The sequence below is a fragment of the Aeromicrobium sp. JJY06 genome (assembly GCF_044069275.1).
GTDB classification, from domain to species: Bacteria; Actinomycetota; Actinomycetes; order Propionibacteriales; family Nocardioidaceae; genus Aeromicrobium; species Aeromicrobium tamlense.
Map to the genome: position 1 here is coordinate 1,520,401 of NZ_JBIMRD010000001.1, position 14,984 is coordinate 1,535,384.

A 14,984-nucleotide genomic window follows, 5' to 3' on the forward strand; every position below is an offset into this window, starting at 1 on the left:
GCAGGCCGCCCCGGCCCACTCCCACCTGCACCCATCTCGAGGGGAATCCTGATGTCTCGTCCTGTCCTGCGCGGACTCACCGCGCTCGCCGTCGCGGCCGGTGCGGCCGTGGCGGTGCCGTCGGCGGCCACCGCCGCGCCCGACGGCTCCGGCCTCGTGATCAACGAGGTCTACGTCGACGGAGGCTCGGCCGGCGCGCCCTACAAGCTCAAGTTCATCGAGCTGCGCAACCCGACCGCGGCCGCGATCGACGTCTCCGGCTGGTCGGTCCAGTACCGGTCCTCCGGCGGAACGACCGCGTTCACCGGAGTGACGCCGCTGGGCTCTCACGAGGTGCAGCCCGGTGGCTCGTTCCTGGTGGCAGGACAGGGCAACAGCACCGCCGCCGGCTCCGACCTCCCGGCCCCCGACGTCACCGGGTCGATCAACCCCGCGGGCGCGTCGGGCACCATCGCGCTGGTCAGGTCGGAGACCGCCCTGACGGGCCAGCCGAGCGCCGTCCTCGCCGACGCGACCCTGGTGGACCTGGTGGGCTACGGCAGCACCAACACCTTCGAGGGCACGGCCCCGGCACCGCTCGACCCCGCCGTCGGCGAGTCCCTGGCGCGCACGGGCGGGGTCGACACCGATCAGAACGGTGCCGACTTCACGAAGCAGACGCCTCCGAGCCCCGTGGCATGCGGCACGGCGTGCGACGTGGCGCCTCCGCCGGTGCTGGACGCGACCATCGCCGAGATCCAGGGCACCGGCGCGGCCAGCCCCCTGGTCGGCAGGACGGTCCGCACGACCGGAGTCGTCACCGGCCACTACGCCTCGGGCGGCTTCAACGGCGCCTACATCCAGACACCCGGCACCGGCGGCACGGCGGGCCCGGCCTCGCACGGCCTCTTCGTCTTCGGCGCGTCCACCACGTTCGCGCAGTCGGTCGAGCTCGGCGACACGATCGACGTCACCGGCACCGTCTCGGAGTTCAACGGCCTGACCCAGGTCACCGCGGTGTCGTGGCAGGACGCGACGACGCCCGGCACGGTCACCCCGACCCCGGTCACGTTCCCGATGAGCCCGGCCCAGCGGGAGGCGCTCGAGGGCATGCTCGTCGACGCCACCTCGGGCACCTACACGCTGACGAACAACTACGGCACGAACACGTTCGGCGAGATCGGCCTGGCGGCCGGTGACACCGTGCTGCCGCAGCCGACCAACGAGGTCCGCCCGCGCACCTCGGCGTACGACGCGCTCGTCGCGCAGAACGCCGCGCGCGCGATCAGCATCGACGACGGCAAGAGCATCAACTTCACGTCGGGCGCCAACCGCGCGATCCCGGGTCCGTGGCTCACGCCCGGCAACGAGGTCCGCACGGGCGCGAAGGTGACGATCGACGATCCGATGATCATGGACTGGCGCAACAGCACCTGGAAGCTCCAGCCCACGCAGCCGTTCGCCGCCGGTGACGAGCCGGCCACGATCTCGTCGGAGAGCACGCGCGAGCCGGCGCCGAAGGACGTCGGCGGCGCGGTCAAGCTCGCCTCGTTCAACGTGCTGAACTACTTCACCACCACGGGCGAGGACTGGGTGGCCTCGGGCCGCGGCACGTGCACCTGGTACACCGACCGCGACGGCAACCGCATCACGGTCAACGAGTGCACGAACAACGGCCCCCGCGGTGCGGCCAACGACGCCAGCCTGGCGCGTCAGCAGGCCAAGATCGTGAAGGCGATCAACACGCTCGACGCCGACGTGCTGTCGCTCGAGGAGATCGAGGACACCGGCTCGCTCGGTGGCGCCGACCGTGACGAGGCCCTCAAGACCCTCGTCGCCGCGCTCAACGCCGACGCCGGCACCGAGCGCTGGGCACCCGTGCTGTCGCCGGCCGCGATCCCGACCTCGGGCCGCGACGTCATCCGCACCGCGTTCATCTACCAGCGCGACGTGGTCGAGCCGGTCGGTCCGTCGGTCATCCTCGACTCGCCCGCGTTCTCCAACGCCCGCGCCCCGCTGGCGCAGGAGTTCCGTCCGGTCGACGGCGACGCCGGCCAGGACTTCCTGGCGATCGTCAACCACTTCAAGTCCAAGGGCTCGGGCGAGGGCGTGAACGCCGACCAGGGCGACGGCCAGGGCGCGTCCAACCGCGCTCGCGTGGGTCAGGCCGAGGCGCTCGTCGACTTCGTGGCCTCGCTGGAGGAGCAGACCGACACCGACCGCGTCTTCCTGCTCGGCGACTTCAACTCCTACGCCAAGGAGGACCCGCTCGCCATCATCGAGGACGCCGGGTTCGTCAACGTCGACCAGCGCCTGACGAACGAGGAGACCTACCAGTTCGAGGGCATGCACGGCTCGCTCGACCACGTGTTCGCGTCCTCGGCCGCGTTCGCGCGGGTCACCGGCGCCGACGTGTGGACGATCAACGCGCCCGAGTCGATCGGCCGTGAGTACAGCCGCTTCAACAACAACGTGACGAGCCTGTTCGACGCGTCGACCCCGTACCGCGCCAGCGACCACGACCCCGTGATCGTCGGCTTCGACCCGGGTGCGGCGGCCGAGGTCGCCACCACGACCTCGGCGGACGTGCCCAAGGTCGTGTGGGCCGACGAGCCGTTCGACGTCGCCGTCACGGTCGGCTCGGCCGTCGGCTCGCCGCGCGGCACGGTCACGGTCTCGCTCGGCGACGAGGTGCTGGGCACGGCCGAGGTCTCCGGTGGTGCCGCCACGGTGACCGTCCCGGCCGACACGCTGCGCGCCGGCCGTCACGTGCTCGACGTCGACTTCGCCGGCGAGGGCCGCTACGCCGACTCGACCGCGAAGGTCGCCGTCGACGTGCGCGCCGTGTCCACGCTGACCGCCAAGGCGGCGCGCGGCACCTACGGCAAGCCGACGGCGATCGGGGTCACGGGCGCCCCGGGTGCCAGCGGCCTGACGTACGCGACGGTCGACGGCCGCATCATCGCCTCGGCGATCATGCGCGACGGCACGGCCACGATCCGCGTGCCCGGCACCGCACTGCGTCCGGGCACCACGACGGTGCGGGTCTTCTACGGCGGCAGCCGCGACGTCGACCCGAGCGAGACCAGCGTCCGGGTCACGATCGCGAAGGCCAAGGCCACGGTTGCCGCGAAGGTGCTGAACGGCAAGGTCACCGACCGCACGCGCGCGAAGGTGCGCGTCACGGTCAGGACCCCGGGCTTCACCGAGAAGTCGGGCACGGTGCGGATCTACCGCGGCTCGAAGGTGATCGGCTCCGCGAAGGTCAAGGGCGGCAAGGCCACGGTCACGCTGCCGCGTCAGAGGTCCTCGGTGCGCCTGGTGGCGAAGTACGGCGGCTCGTCGCTGACGTCGCCCGCCAGCCGCGCGTTCGTGCTGCGGGTGCGCTGAGGCCAGGGGGACAGGCCGGACGGCCCCAGGATCGAGGGAGATCCTGGGGCCGTCCTCTGTCCTGGCGCCGTCCGGGGGTCAGCGCACCCGCCCGGTGACGAGCAGGTACTCCCACTGCATCGTGAAGCCGGCCTCGTCGCGCGTCCCCTCGCGCTCGCCGAGGGCCGCGAGGTCGCGGTCGAGCTCGGCGGTGCGGTCGGGGTCGCCGGCGTGGGCCGCGTAGGCCGCGATCGTCGGACCGTAGTGCTTCGCGAAGTAGTCGCGGAACTGCTCGCCGCCCTCGAAGAGGGTGACGGGGAGCGTCATCCGCCGCAGCTCGAGGTCCTCGACGCGGTCGCCGAGCAGCTCGCGGACGTGATCCTCCTGGCCCCACAGCGGGGGCGGGGAGACGCCCGGGGGCGGCGGCGGGACGTACTGCTTCATCGTCGCGAACAGCTGGCCGATCGTGCCCTCGGGCGTCCAGCAGACGAGGCCGATCCGGCCGCCGGGGCGGGCCGTGCGGACCAGCTCGTCGGCCGCTCGCTGGTGGTGCGGCGCGAACATCACGCCGATGCACGACATGACGACGTCGAACGCGTCGTCCTCGTACGGCAGCGCCTCGGCGTCCGCGACGTCCCACGCGAGGGTGTCGTCGGGGTGGGACTCGCGGCCCACGTCGAGGAGCTCGGGCGTGAGGTCGGACGCGACGGCGTCGGCCCCGCGGCGCGCGGCGCGGACGGCCGCGCTGCCGGTGCCGGCCGCGACGTCGAGGACGCGCTCGCCGCTCTGGACGTCGAGGGCGTCGACGAGGACGCCGCCCAGCGGGGAGACGATCTCGCGGCAGACGCGGTCGTAGTCGCCGAGTGCCCACATCCTGCGGTGACGAGCCTTCAGCTCGAGGTCCTGCTGTGCTGCGGTGTCGGTGGTCTCAGTGGTGCTCATGGGACTTCCTTCTGTGCTTCGTTGCCTTCCGACAGAGTCCGTCCAGCGGCCGCGGTGATACCAGTTCTGTTTCTGTACCGCCCGATCGGACGGTGGCGCGGCGGCGTGGCGCAGGCGCACGATGGGCGGGACGAAGGGGTGACCCATGGCGACGTCCTACGGCCAGTTCTGTCCACTCGCGAAGGCGATGGAGATCCTCGACGAGCGGTGGACGGTCCTGATCGTCCGCGAGCTCCTGCTCGGCAGCACGCGGTTCAACGAGCTCCGGCGCGGCGTGCCGCGGATGTCGCCGGCGCTGCTGTCCAAGCGGCTCCAGGCTCTCGAGCGGCACGGGATCGTCGACCACGAGGACGGCCACTACCGGCTGACCGAGTGCGGTCGCGACCTGCACACCGCCGTGATGAGCCTGGGCGTCTGGGGACTGCGCTGGATCGAGGACTTCGGCGACGAGGACCTCGACCCGCACCTGCTGATGTGGGACGTGCGGCGCACCGTGCCGACCGCGTCGTGGCCGCCGGGACGCACGTGCGTGGCGGTGGAGTTCACCGACCTGCAGCGGGCGCGCCGGTGGTGGCTCGTGGTCGCGGGCGGCCAAGTCGACGCGTGCGACTACGACCCGGGCTTCGAGGTGACGGCCACGGTGCGCGCCACCTTGCGCACGCTCACGCACGTGTGGCGCGGCGACGTCTCGTGGGAGCGGGCGATGCGCGCACGGCAGGTCGAGATCGAGGCGCCGCGCGACGTGCGCCGGGACGTGCCCGACTGGTTCGGCCGGTCGATGCTGGCCGACGCGCTGGCGGCACAGGCCGCGGTCAGCGCGGGATGACGACCTCGAGCAGCGTGGCGGTGCCGACGTCCAGCTGGGCCCACGGGCGGGCGACGTCGAGGACGGCGATGGCCGAGGTCGGGAAGCCCGCGCGGACCTCGTTCACGACGGTGGGGTCGGACTCCTCGCTCGCGAGCCGGGCGGCCAGGCCGGGGGTGCCCGGGGCGTGGCCGACGAGCAGCACGATGTCGGCCGACGCCTCGACCGACTGGACCGCCTCCAGCAGGCTCCCGGTCCAGCCCTCGTAGATCGAGTCGAGGAAGGTCGTCGGCGCCTCGAGGCCCGTGGCGGCGAGGGTCTCGCGCGTGCGGATGGCGGTCGAGCAGATCACGGCGTCGACCGAGCCCACGTGCTCGCGGATCCAGTCACCGGCGAGCGCGGCCTCGCGCCGTCCGCGATCGGCGAGCGGCCGCTCGAAGTCCTCGACCCCGTCCGGGAACGCGGCCTTGCCGTGGCGCATCAGCAGCAGTCGGCTCATGGCTCGAGTCTAGGCAGCCTCGGGCCGTCCGGTCCCGGACGCGAGATGTGTAGCGGTGTCCACCGTTTTTCGGCCGATTCGACCGAGAAAGGGTGGATACCGCTACACATCTGGCGCGCCGGAGGCGCGGAGTCAGGCGCGGGCGATGCCGACCATCTCGTCGCGCGGGACGACCTTCTTGCGCTCGCGCGGGTGGGTGTCGGAGGCGCCGAGGCTCTCCTCGTGGGCGTCCAGCTTCTCCCAGCCCTCCCACGTCGTGTACTCGATGCCGCGGCTGTCGAGGTGACGGTCGAAGGCCTCGCGCTCGGCGAACTCCGGGGCCGGCAGGCTCGGCAGGTCCTCGACGAGCATCTTGATCGTCTGGGCCGCGTCGGACTTGGTGTGGCCGATCAGGCCGACCGGGCCGCGCTTGATCCAGCCGGTGGCGTAGACGCCCTCGATCGGCGAGCCGTCGATGTCGAGCACGTGGCCGCCGTCGTTGGGCAGGACGCCCGCGTTGGCGTCGAACGGCAGGCCCGGCAGGTTGTCGGAGTAGTAGCCGATCGCGCGGTAGACGGCCTGGACGGGCCAGTCCTTGAACTCGCCGGTGCCGCGGACGTTGCCGGTGCCGTCGAGCTCGGTGATCTCGGTGCGCAGGCCCACCACGCGCCCGTCCTCGCCGAGGATCTCGACGGGGTTCTGGCAGAAGTGGATGTGGATCCGGTGGGGCGCGCCCGACGGCTCCTTGGCCAGGTAGTCGCCGAGCACCTTGACGACGAGCTTCTGGCTCTTGGCGGCGGCGAGCGCCTCCATGGAGCCGTGGTCGAACTCGTAGCCCTCGGGGTGCACGATGACGTCGATCGTGGGGGAGTGCGACAGCTCGCGCAGCTCCATCGGGGTGAACTTCACCTGGGCCGGGCCGCGGCGCGCGAACACGTGCACGTCGGTGGTGGCGTTGTTCTTGAGGCCCTCGTAGACGTTGTCGGGAATCTCGGTGACGAGCAGCTCGTCGGCGGTCTTGGCCAGGATGCGGGCGACGTCGAGGCCCACGTTGCCGACGCCGAGGACGGCGACCTCCTTGGCGTGGGGCTGGAAGTCCCACTCGCGGGGCGCGTCGGGGTGGCCGTCGTACCAGTAGACGAAGTCGGCCGCGCCGTACGAGCCGTCGAGGTCGATGCCCGGCAGGTTCAGCTCGCGGTCGCGGCGCGCGCCGGTCGCGAACACGACGGCGTCGTAGAAGCCCTTGAGGTCCTCGAGCTTGATGTCGGTGCCGAAGTTGACGTTGCCGAAGAAGCGGATGTCCTCGTTGGCCATCACGCGCTTGAGCGCCTTGATGATCTCCTTGATCCGCGGGTGATCGGGGGCGACGCCGTAGCGGATCAGGCCGAACGGGGTGGGGTCGCGGTCGAGGATGTCGACGGTGACGTCGAGGTCCTCGGTCTTGGTGAGGATGTCGGCCGCGTACACGCCAGCGGGGCCGGCGCCGACGACGGCGACGCGCACCTTCCTGTCCACAGTCATGAGGCAAGCCTAAGACTCGCGCCCCAACGCCTCGGCACCCGACCGCCATCTGGACCGGCGCACGACCCAGGACCTCGGGATCGGCCCGTGATAGTGGGGGAAGTCCTCGGTGCCGCGCGGTCCCTCGGCGGCCTCCCAGCGCAGCAGCGGGTCGCCGGCCGGGACCTCGATCCGCAGCACCAGGAGGTCCTCGACCCCGGCGAAGAACAGCGCCGCGGTCCCGGCGACCTGCTCGGCGGTGGAGAGGTGCACGAAGCCCTCGGTCCCCAGCGAGGCCGGGGCGTACGCGTCACCGACCTCGCGCCACACGGACTCGGACACGAGGTGGAACAGGCGATCGCTCGTCACCCGTCGATTCTCGTCGGTCGGCGGGTGCATGATGGCGGTGCGGTCCCACGAGAACGGAGCGATCCCATGAGCCTCGACGTCCAGGTCACGTTCGACGCGCACGATCCACCGGCCCTGGCCGACTTCTGGGCGGCCGTCCTCGGCTACGAGGTGCCGGGCCCGCCCGACGCCCAGCTCGGCCCCGGCGACGACCCGTGGGCGGCGTGGGACGACTTCCTCGAGCGGGTCGGCGTGCCGCCAGCGCTGCGCCGCTCCAAGGCCGCGATCGAGGACCCGCAGGGCAGGGGCCCGCGCGTCTTCTTCCAGCAGGTGCCCGAGGACAAGGTGGCCAAGAACCGCGTCCACCTCGACGTCCGCGCCGCACCGGGTCTCGAGGGCGACGAGCGGATGGCCGCGCTCGAGCAGGCCTGCGAGCGGCTCGTCGCGCTCGGGGCCGAGCGCGTGCGGCGGTTCGAGCCGGCGCCGCCGATGGAGTCGGGCTTCATCGTGATGCGCGATCCCGAGGGCAACGAGTTCTGCCTCGACTGAGCTCCGCCTCGCCCACCTGAGAACCTCCTGTGCGTCTGTCCGGGAGGCGGTCCCGAGGTCGATTCTCACGCGGCGTTCGCCTAGGTTGTTGGCACGACGGTTGAACGAGAAACCACATCGTGCCCCGACCCCAGGAGCCTCATGACCCCGACGAAGCGCCGCGCCTACGCCGCCCTCGCCGCCTCGACCGCCCTCCTCACGCTCGCCGCGTGCGGTGACAGCGACGCCGCCGAGAACGACGCGTCCTCCAGCAAGACGCCCTCCGCCACGTCCGCGGCGCCGTCCGAGCCCGCCGCCTCCGACTCCGGCGCCACCGGCGCCTTCACCGCCGGCGAGTACGAGGCCACCGGCAGCTACACCACCCCCGACGGCCAGACCCAGAAGATCGAGGTCGAGGTCGAGCTCGCGGCCGACGGCACGATCACCTCGCTCGACGCCGACGGCCAGGCCGAGGGCGGCAACTCCGAGCAGTTCCAGAAGAAGTTCGAGAGCGGCATCGACGCCCAGGTCGAGGGCCGCAAGATCACCGAGCTCGACGTCGACAAGGTGTCCGGCTCCTCCCTGACCAGCGGCGGCTTCAACGACGCCATCGACCAGATCATCAGCCAGGCCCAGGCCTGACCCATGAGCTCCGACTGGCGTCTCGACGCCATCGGAACCGCGTGGTCGATCGGGACCCCCGACCCGATCGCCCCCGGGCTGCGAACCGCGATCACGGACCGCATCGATTCGTTCGATCGGACGTGGTCGCGGTTCCGCGCCGACTCCGCCGTGAGTGCGCTGCGCACTGAGCGTGAGGTCGACCTCGGGCCCGACGCCCCCGCGATCCTGGCCCTCTACGACCGCCTCTTCGCGCTGACCGACGGTGCCGTGAGCCCGCTCGTCGGCGGCGCCCTCGAGCAGCTGGGCTACGGCCCCGGCTACACCCTGACCCCCTCCGGCGACCCCGTGCGCGTGCCGTCGTGGGCGGACTGCGAGCTGAGCGGCAGCGTGCTGCGCGTGCCCGGCCCGGTGGTCCTCGACATCGGCGCGGTCGGCAAGGGCTGGCTCGCCGGCGAGGTCGCCGCGATGATCGACCAGCCCTGCGTCGTCGACGCCAGCGGCGACCTCGTGAACCGCTCGGGTGACGTCCTGCGCGTCGCGCTCGAGGATCCCGACGACCCCACGCTGGCCGTCGCCGTCGTCGAGGTCCCCGACGGCGAGGCGATCTGCGGCTCGGCCAGCAACCGGCGCCGCTGGTCGACCGACCTGCACCACGTCCTCGACGCGCGCTCGGGGCGCCCGACGCGCGACGTCGTGGCCGCGTGGGCCGGCGGACCCGACGCCGGTTGGGCCGACGGTCTCGCGACCGCGGCGTTCTTCAGCTCGACCCTTCCCGAGACGGGCCATTGGTGGGCATCCTTGGACCGGAATCGGCGGCTGGTGGCCCGTGAGCTGCCCGGAGAGGTGTTCACATGACGTTCCTGGATCGCCAGCTCGGCCGGTTCACGATGTACCGACTCGTCACCCTGGTGCTGCTGGCGCTGGTCGTCGTGGCGGTGGTCCAGTCCGCCCTCGGCGTGCTCGACTCCGACATCTTCCCGGTGGACGCGCTGCTGCTGACGCTCGCCGTGATGGTCGCGACGTCGGTGGTGGTCAACTACGTGGTGGGTCGTGCCATCGGCGCGCGCCCGCACCTCGAGTCCTCGATCGTCACCGCGCTGATCCTGTGGTTCCTCTACTGGCCCACCACGCACGGCGAGCAGCTGGCGTGGCTGGCACTCGTCGCGGCGCTCGCGCAGATCTCCAAGTACCTCATCGCGTGGCGAGGCAGGCACCTCGTCAACCCGGCCGCGGCCGGCGTGGTGCTCTCGGTGCTGATCGGCTGGGTCACCGACTGGCCGATCCCGTTCACGGGCTGGTGGGTCGCGAGCGAGTCGCTGTTCTGGTTCGTCCTCGTCGGCGCGCTGCTGGTGCTGTACCGCACCCGCCGGCTGGCCCTCGGAGCCGTGTTCGCGCTGGTCGCGATCGCCGTCACGGTCTGGTGGCAGCTGGGCGTCGGCGCCGAGCTCACCGAGGCCCTGCGCTTCACCCTCTACTCCACGCCCATCGTGTTCTTCGGCGGCTTCATGCTGAGCGAGCCGCTGACCCTGCCCCCGCGGCGGACCCAGATGCTCGGCGTCGCGGCGCTCGCGGGCATCGCCTTCACGTGGCCGCTGCTGACGTCGCGCCTGTTCGGCGATCCGTGGACCACCGAGCCGTTCACCAGCACCTACGAGCTCGCGCTCGTCGTCACCGGACTCGTGGCGTTCGCGCTGCGCCAGGGCTCGCGCACCCTCGTCCTGCGCGAGCAGCGCCGGCTGGGCGACGACGTCGTCGAGTACGTCTTCGACGCCGATCGCCCGCTGACGTTCGTGCCCGGCCAGTACGTCGAGCTCGACGTGCCGCACGCGCGCATCGACACCCGCGGCCGCCGGCGCATGTTCAGCGTCGTCTCGGCGCCCGGCCGCGAGGTCGTTCTCGCGACGCGGCATCCCGAGCCCGGCTCCTCCTACAAGCGCGCCCTCGCCGCGTCCGAGCCCGGCGACCACTTCCGCGTCACGGCCGTCCACGGCGACTTCGTCTGGCCGGCGAAGGGGCCCGTGCTGCTGGTCGGCGCGGGGATCGGCGTCACTCCGTTCCTCAGCCAGCTGGCCGCGCACCGCGGACGCGACGTCGTGGTCGTGGTGGGCGAGCGCGCCGCGCAGCCCTACGCCACCGAGCTCGAGGCGTCGGACGCGAAGGTCCTCCGCCTCCCCGTGGAGGAGGTCGACGGCGACACGATCGCGCGACTCGTCCCCGACCTCGACCAGCGCACGGCGCTCGTCTCGGGCCGCCCGGACTTCGTCGACGAGGTCTCGCGCGGCCTGCGCCGCCGCGTCCGCCGGCTGCGCCGCGACCACTTCCTGGGGTACTGAGTCGGGGGTTGCGATCGCGCCGGAGCCGGGCGCACGATCGAGGGATGAGGATCTACGCCACCGTGCACCACGAGCCGGGGCGCCACGAGGTGACGGTCCGGACCGACGACCGCACCACGACGCTCGACCTGCCCGCCCGCGAGGACGGGCCCGGCTCGGCCGTCAACGGCGGTGAGCTGCTGGCCGCCGCGCTCGCGACCTGCTTCCTCAACGACCTCCACCGCGAGGCCGTCCGCCGGGGCGTCGACATCGGCGCGGTCCAGGTGGTCGTCGAGTCCGAGTTCGGCGATCGCGGGGAGCCCGCCTCCGACCTCACCTACCGCGTGCACGTGCAGTCCGCCGCCGACGCGGGCCTCGTGGCCGACCTCGTGCGCGAGACCGACCTGCTCGCCGAGGTGCACGGCACGCTCCGCGCCGGTCGCGACGTCGAGCTGAGCAGCGTGCAGATCAGCGCCCCCTGAGCCGACTCGCGTGTGACCCGGCACAATGGGTTACCGACGAGTACCCGAGGAGGCCGCGTGCGGATTGCACTGTTGTCGTACCGCAGCAAGCAGCACAGCGGTGGGCAGGGCGTCTACGTCCGCAACCTCAGCGCCGGACTGGCCGAGCTCGGGCACGAGGTCACGATCTTCTCGGGCCAGCCGTACCCCGAGGACCTGCACCCGGACGTCCGCCTCGAGAAGGTGCCGAGTCTCGACCTCTACCGCGACGACGACCCGTTCCGCACGCCGCGGCTGCGCGAGTTCCGCGACTGGATCGACGTGCTGGAGTACCTGCAGATGGTCACCGCCGCGTTCCCCGAGCCGCTGACGTTCAGCCTCCGCGCGCGCCGCCTCGACCTCTCGGGCTTCGACGTCGTGCACGACAACCAGTCGCTCGGCTACGGGCTGCTCTCGATCAACAGGCGCCAGCCGTTCCTGGCCACGATCCACCACCCGATCAGCCGCGACCGCGCGCTCGACATCGCGGCCGCGCCGCTGCGCAAGCAGGTGACGACGCGGCGCTGGTACGCCTTCGTGCGCATGCAGGCCTTCGTGGCGCGGCGGATCCGCACGATTCTCGGCGTCTCCACGGCCTCGGCGGGCGACACCGTCACCGACTTCCGCCTCGACCCCGACCAGATGACCGTGGTCCCGCTCGGCGTCGACACCGACCTCTTCAGCCCGCCGGAGTCCCGCGTGCCCGGCCGCATCGTCGTGGTCGCCAGCGCCGACTCGCCGCTCAAGGGCCTCGCGCACTTCATGGACGCCGCCGCGAAGCTGGCCACCGATCGTGAGATCGACGTGCAGCTGGTCTCGAACCTCGACCCGGAGGGCGCCGCGCACCAGCGCATCCACCACGGCGACCTCGCCGGCATCGTCACGGTGCACAGCGGCATCTCCGACGAGGAGCTCGCCGCGCTGATCTCGTCCGCCGAGGTCATGGTCGTCCCGTCGCTGTACGAGGGCTTCAGCCTGCCCGCCGTCGAGGCGATGTCGTGCGGCACGCCGCTCGTGGCCAGTGCCGCGGGCGCGCTGCCAGAGGTCGTCGGCGACGCCGGCGTCCTCGTGCCGCCCGGCGACGTCGACGCGCTCGTCACCGAGGTGGGTCGCCTGCTCGACGACCCCGTCGAGCGCGCCCGGCTGTCCGGCGTCGCCCGCAGCCGAGCGATCGAGCGCTTCAGCTGGCTCGCCGTCGCCCGCGCCACCACGCAGGCCTATGAGAAGGTGATCGCCGATCACCGCGCTGCACCCCGGGACGGAAGGAATCCCCATGCTGACCGTTGACTTCGACCGCCTCCGGGTGGGCCGCGGCACGCGCTTCATCGACGTGGGCGCCGGCGCCGGCCGCCACTCCTACGAGGCCCTGCGCCGGGGTGCGCACGTCACCGCGTTCGACCTCGACGAGGTCGAGCTCAAGGGCGTCGAGGACATGTTCGGCGCGATGGCGCTCGAGGGCGAGGTCCCGCCGGGCGGCAGCGGCGAGGTGCAGGTCGGCACGATCCTCGACATGCCCTACGAGGACGGCACGTTCGACGTCGTGCTCGCCTCGGAGATCCTCGAGCACGTGCCCGAGGACGTGCAGGCGATCAGCGAGCTCGAGCGCATCCTCGCGCCCGGCGGCGTCCTGGCCGTCACGGTGCCGCGATGGATGCCCGAGGCGGTCTGCTGGAGGCTCTCGGACGAGTACCACGCGAACGAGGGCGGCCACATCCGTATCTACAAGGCCGACGAGCTGCGCGCGAAGCTGGAGGCCACGGGCCTGCGGTTCACGCACCAGCACCACGCCCACGCGTTGCACTCGCCGTACTGGTGGATCAAGTGCGCCGTCGGCGTCGAGCGCGACCAGCACCCCCTCGTGCGCGGCTACCACCAGCTGCTGGTGTGGGACATGATGAAGGCCCCCCGCACCACCCGCTGGGCCGAGAAGGCCCTCAACCCCGTGCTCGGCAAGAGCGTGGCCCTGTACTTCCAGAAGCCCTTCTGATGCAGCCCGCGTCCTCGCCCCCTCCCCACTTGTGGAACGGGTTGAACGCCTTCGCGCCTCAGAACGGTGCACCCCGTTCCAGAAGTGGAGCGAGGCGCGCGCGGTGACGCCCACCGAGGCCCACCAGACGGGCAAGTGGATCGCGTCGGTCCAGCTGAGCACCGGGGCGATCCCGTGGTTCGACGGCGGCCACCTCGACCCCTGGGACCACGTGCAGGCCGCGATGGGACTGGCCACGGCCGGCTTCGTCGACGAGGCCGTCGCGGCCTACGACTGGCTCCGCCATGCGCAGCGGCCCGACGGCTCGTGGGGCCGCAAGTACTGGCCGGGCGCCGACGACGACGGCGTCGAGGAGCCCGAGACCGACGCCAACTACTGCGCCTACGTCGCCACCGGCCTGTTCCACCTCGAACTGCTGGGCGTCGACGCGAGCCGCTTCCTGCCGATGCTGGAGCGCGCGGTCGACGTCGTGCTCGAGCTCCAGGTGGGGAACGGTCCCGTCGCGTGGGCCCGCGGCGTCGACGGCAAGGTCGCCGGCGAGTGCCTCGTCACCGGCAACTCGAGCATCGTGTTCAGCCTGCGGTGCGCCGCCCGTCTCGCCGAGACGTGGGGCCACCCGCGCCCGCACTGGCGGCACGCGGCTGACGGGATCGCGGCGGCTCTCGTCGATCGTCCCGAGCTGTTCACGCCCAAGCCTCGGTTCTCGATGGACTGGTACTACCCGGTGATGACGGGCGTGCTCGACGGCGAGGCCGCTGCCGCTCGCCTCGACGAGCGGTGGGACGAGTTCGTCGTCCCCGGCTTCGGCACGCGCTGCGTCACCGTGAACCCGTGGGTCACCGGCGGCGAGACTCTCGAGCTCGTGCTCGCCCTCGTGCGTGCCGGCCGCACCGCCGCTGCCGAGAGTCTCTACGCCGACATCGGCCACTTGCGCGATCCCGACGGCGCCTGGTGGACCGGCCTGGTCTACAACGACGGCAAGCGCTGGCCCGTCGAGCAGTCCACGTGGACTGCCGGCACCGCCCTGCTCGCCCACGACGCCCTGACCGGCGCCACGCCCGCCGCCGGGTTCATGGGCCGCTGACGCCAGTCCGTCGAACGGCCTGACAGCGGACGATCGCGCTGCGATCCTTCGTGGATGGTGGAGATCAGCGCGAGCGTCCGAACGGCCGCGCTTCCGTGGGCTCTCACCGTGGCGCAAGTCGTCCTCTGTGTCGTGGCCATGGTCCTGGCGGCGCGCGGCCATCCCGTGTGGGCCATCGCGGTGATGGCCGTGGTCCTCGGGTCGTGCCTGCTGCCCGGCCCCGACGACGACGCGCTCACTCGGTGGTTCCACGTCGTGAGAGCCGCGGTGGCTCTGGGCGTCGTCAGCGCGGGCTTCCTCGACGCTTCCCGCCTCCTCGAGATCCTGCTGGTCTGCCTGCTCGCGGTGTGCCTCCTCGAGGGGTCGGTGCTGGAGTGGCTACGGCGCCGGCGAGCGTGACAGTTTCCCCGGTTAAGCGGGGAAACCGTCACTTCACGGGGTTTGCAAACCTCGTTAAGTGACAGAAAACCCACTTAACCGGGGAAACTGTCACTGACCGGGGATTGCGATCCCCGGTCAGTGAGGGCA

The 14,984-nt window shown here is 71.9% G+C and carries 15 protein-coding genes; 11 read left to right on the forward strand and 4 right to left on the reverse strand.

Annotated elements, in window-relative coordinates; genetic code table 11:
• The first annotated feature begins 51 nt into the window (after positions 1–51).
• Positions 52–3,369: an ExeM/NucH family extracellular endonuclease gene (locus ACGWYL_RS07490; protein WP_395486842.1), complete on the forward strand. Its 3,318-nt coding sequence runs from the start codon at positions 52–54 to the stop codon at positions 3,367–3,369.
• 78 nt (positions 3,370–3,447) lie between these two features.
• On the opposite strand, the gene ACGWYL_RS07495 is transcribed toward ACGWYL_RS07490, so the two are convergent.
• Positions 3,448–4,290, reverse strand: a complete 843-nt coding sequence (locus ACGWYL_RS07495; protein ID WP_395486843.1) for a class I SAM-dependent methyltransferase — start codon at positions 4,288–4,290, stop codon at positions 3,448–3,450.
• 145 nt (positions 4,291–4,435) lie between these two features.
• Between ACGWYL_RS07495 and ACGWYL_RS07500 the strand changes: the two genes are divergently transcribed.
• Positions 4,436–5,116, forward strand: coding sequence for a helix-turn-helix domain-containing protein (locus ACGWYL_RS07500; protein ID WP_179426749.1), 681 nt, complete (start codon positions 4,436–4,438; stop codon positions 5,114–5,116).
• On the opposite strand, the gene ACGWYL_RS07505 is transcribed toward ACGWYL_RS07500, so the two are convergent.
• From ACGWYL_RS07505 to ACGWYL_RS07515, 3 genes are all read right to left on the reverse strand, one after another.
• A complete protein-coding gene (locus ACGWYL_RS07505) occupies positions 5,103–5,594 on the reverse strand; it encodes a SixA phosphatase family protein (protein ID WP_395486844.1) in 492 nt (163 codons plus the stop codon). The two genes, ACGWYL_RS07500 and ACGWYL_RS07505, sit on opposite strands and share 14 nt — an antisense overlap.
• A 132-nt stretch (positions 5,595–5,726) precedes the next feature.
• The gene (locus tag ACGWYL_RS07510) at positions 5,727–7,094 is read right to left on the reverse strand and encodes an FAD-dependent oxidoreductase (protein ID WP_179426745.1); all 1,368 of its coding nucleotides are present in this window, start codon (positions 7,092–7,094) and stop codon (positions 5,727–5,729) included.
• A gap of 9 nt (positions 7,095–7,103) precedes the next feature.
• Entirely contained in the window at positions 7,104–7,442 is a 339-nt protein-coding gene (locus ACGWYL_RS07515; protein WP_218845933.1) for a DUF952 domain-containing protein, read from the reverse strand.
• Between the two features lie 66 nt (positions 7,443–7,508).
• Here ACGWYL_RS07515 and ACGWYL_RS07520 point away from each other — a divergent pair, with 66 nt between their 5' ends.
• From ACGWYL_RS07520 to ACGWYL_RS07560, 9 genes are all read left to right on the forward strand, one after another.
• Positions 7,509–7,970 (forward strand): VOC family protein, encoded by a 462-nt coding sequence (locus ACGWYL_RS07520; RefSeq protein ID WP_179426741.1) that lies wholly within the window; start codon positions 7,509–7,511, stop codon positions 7,968–7,970.
• 141 nt (positions 7,971–8,111) lie between these two features.
• A complete protein-coding gene (locus ACGWYL_RS07525) occupies positions 8,112–8,591 on the forward strand; it encodes an FMN-binding protein (RefSeq protein WP_179426738.1) in 480 nt (159 codons plus the stop codon).
• Between the two features lie 3 nt (positions 8,592–8,594).
• Positions 8,595–9,428, forward strand: a complete 834-nt coding sequence (locus ACGWYL_RS07530; RefSeq protein WP_269305081.1) for an FAD:protein FMN transferase — start codon at positions 8,595–8,597, stop codon at positions 9,426–9,428.
• Positions 9,425–10,906, forward strand: a complete 1,482-nt coding sequence (locus ACGWYL_RS07535; protein ID WP_395486845.1) for an FAD-dependent oxidoreductase — start codon at positions 9,425–9,427, stop codon at positions 10,904–10,906. The genes ACGWYL_RS07530 and ACGWYL_RS07535 overlap by 4 nt, the downstream gene beginning before the upstream one ends.
• Before the next feature lie 44 nt (positions 10,907–10,950).
• Positions 10,951–11,367, forward strand: coding sequence for an OsmC family protein (locus ACGWYL_RS07540; RefSeq protein ID WP_395486846.1), 417 nt, complete (start codon positions 10,951–10,953; stop codon positions 11,365–11,367).
• 57 nt (positions 11,368–11,424) lie between these two features.
• Positions 11,425–12,672: a glycosyltransferase family 4 protein gene (locus tag ACGWYL_RS07545; protein ID WP_395486847.1), complete on the forward strand. Its 1,248-nt coding sequence runs from the start codon at positions 11,425–11,427 to the stop codon at positions 12,670–12,672.
• Complete coding sequence (locus tag ACGWYL_RS07550) at positions 12,659–13,372, forward strand: bifunctional 2-polyprenyl-6-hydroxyphenol methylase/3-demethylubiquinol 3-O-methyltransferase UbiG (RefSeq protein WP_179426727.1); 714 nt, start codon at positions 12,659–12,661, stop codon at positions 13,370–13,372. Before ACGWYL_RS07545 ends, ACGWYL_RS07550 begins: the two co-directional genes overlap by 14 nt.
• A 103-nt stretch (positions 13,373–13,475) precedes the next feature.
• Entirely contained in the window at positions 13,476–14,456 is a 981-nt protein-coding gene (locus ACGWYL_RS07555) for a prenyltransferase (protein WP_179426725.1), read from the forward strand.
• 108 nt (positions 14,457–14,564) lie between these two features.
• Positions 14,565–14,855: a hypothetical protein gene (locus ACGWYL_RS07560; protein ID WP_179426723.1), complete on the forward strand. Its 291-nt coding sequence runs from the start codon at positions 14,565–14,567 to the stop codon at positions 14,853–14,855.
• Positions 14,856–14,984 lie beyond the last annotated feature (129 nt).

Coding starts and splice junctions, on each gene's coding strand:
- ACGWYL_RS07530 (WP_269305081.1), top strand. CDS start 8,595: ATGAGCTCCGACTGGCGTCTCGACGCCATCGGAACCGCGTGGTCGATC.
- ACGWYL_RS07490 (WP_395486842.1), top strand. CDS start 52: ATGTCTCGTCCTGTCCTGCGCGGACTCACCGCGCTCGCCGTCGCGGCC.
- ACGWYL_RS07550 (WP_179426727.1), top strand. CDS start 12,659: ATGCTGACCGTTGACTTCGACCGCCTCCGGGTGGGCCGCGGCACGCGC.
- ACGWYL_RS07540 (WP_395486846.1), top strand. CDS start 10,951: ATGAGGATCTACGCCACCGTGCACCACGAGCCGGGGCGCCACGAGGTG.
- ACGWYL_RS07510 (WP_179426745.1), bottom strand. CDS start 7,094: ATGACTGTGGACAGGAAGGTGCGCGTCGCCGTCGTCGGCGCCGGCCCC.
- ACGWYL_RS07500 (WP_179426749.1), top strand. CDS start 4,436: ATGGCGACGTCCTACGGCCAGTTCTGTCCACTCGCGAAGGCGATGGAG.
- ACGWYL_RS07505 (WP_395486844.1), bottom strand. CDS start 5,594: ATGAGCCGACTGCTGCTGATGCGCCACGGCAAGGCCGCGTTCCCGGAC.
- ACGWYL_RS07520 (WP_179426741.1), top strand. CDS start 7,509: ATGAGCCTCGACGTCCAGGTCACGTTCGACGCGCACGATCCACCGGCC.
- ACGWYL_RS07535 (WP_395486845.1), top strand. CDS start 9,425: ATGACGTTCCTGGATCGCCAGCTCGGCCGGTTCACGATGTACCGACTC.
- ACGWYL_RS07525 (WP_179426738.1), top strand. CDS start 8,112: ATGACCCCGACGAAGCGCCGCGCCTACGCCGCCCTCGCCGCCTCGACC.
- ACGWYL_RS07495 (WP_395486843.1), bottom strand. CDS start 4,290: ATGAGCACCACTGAGACCACCGACACCGCAGCACAGCAGGACCTCGAG.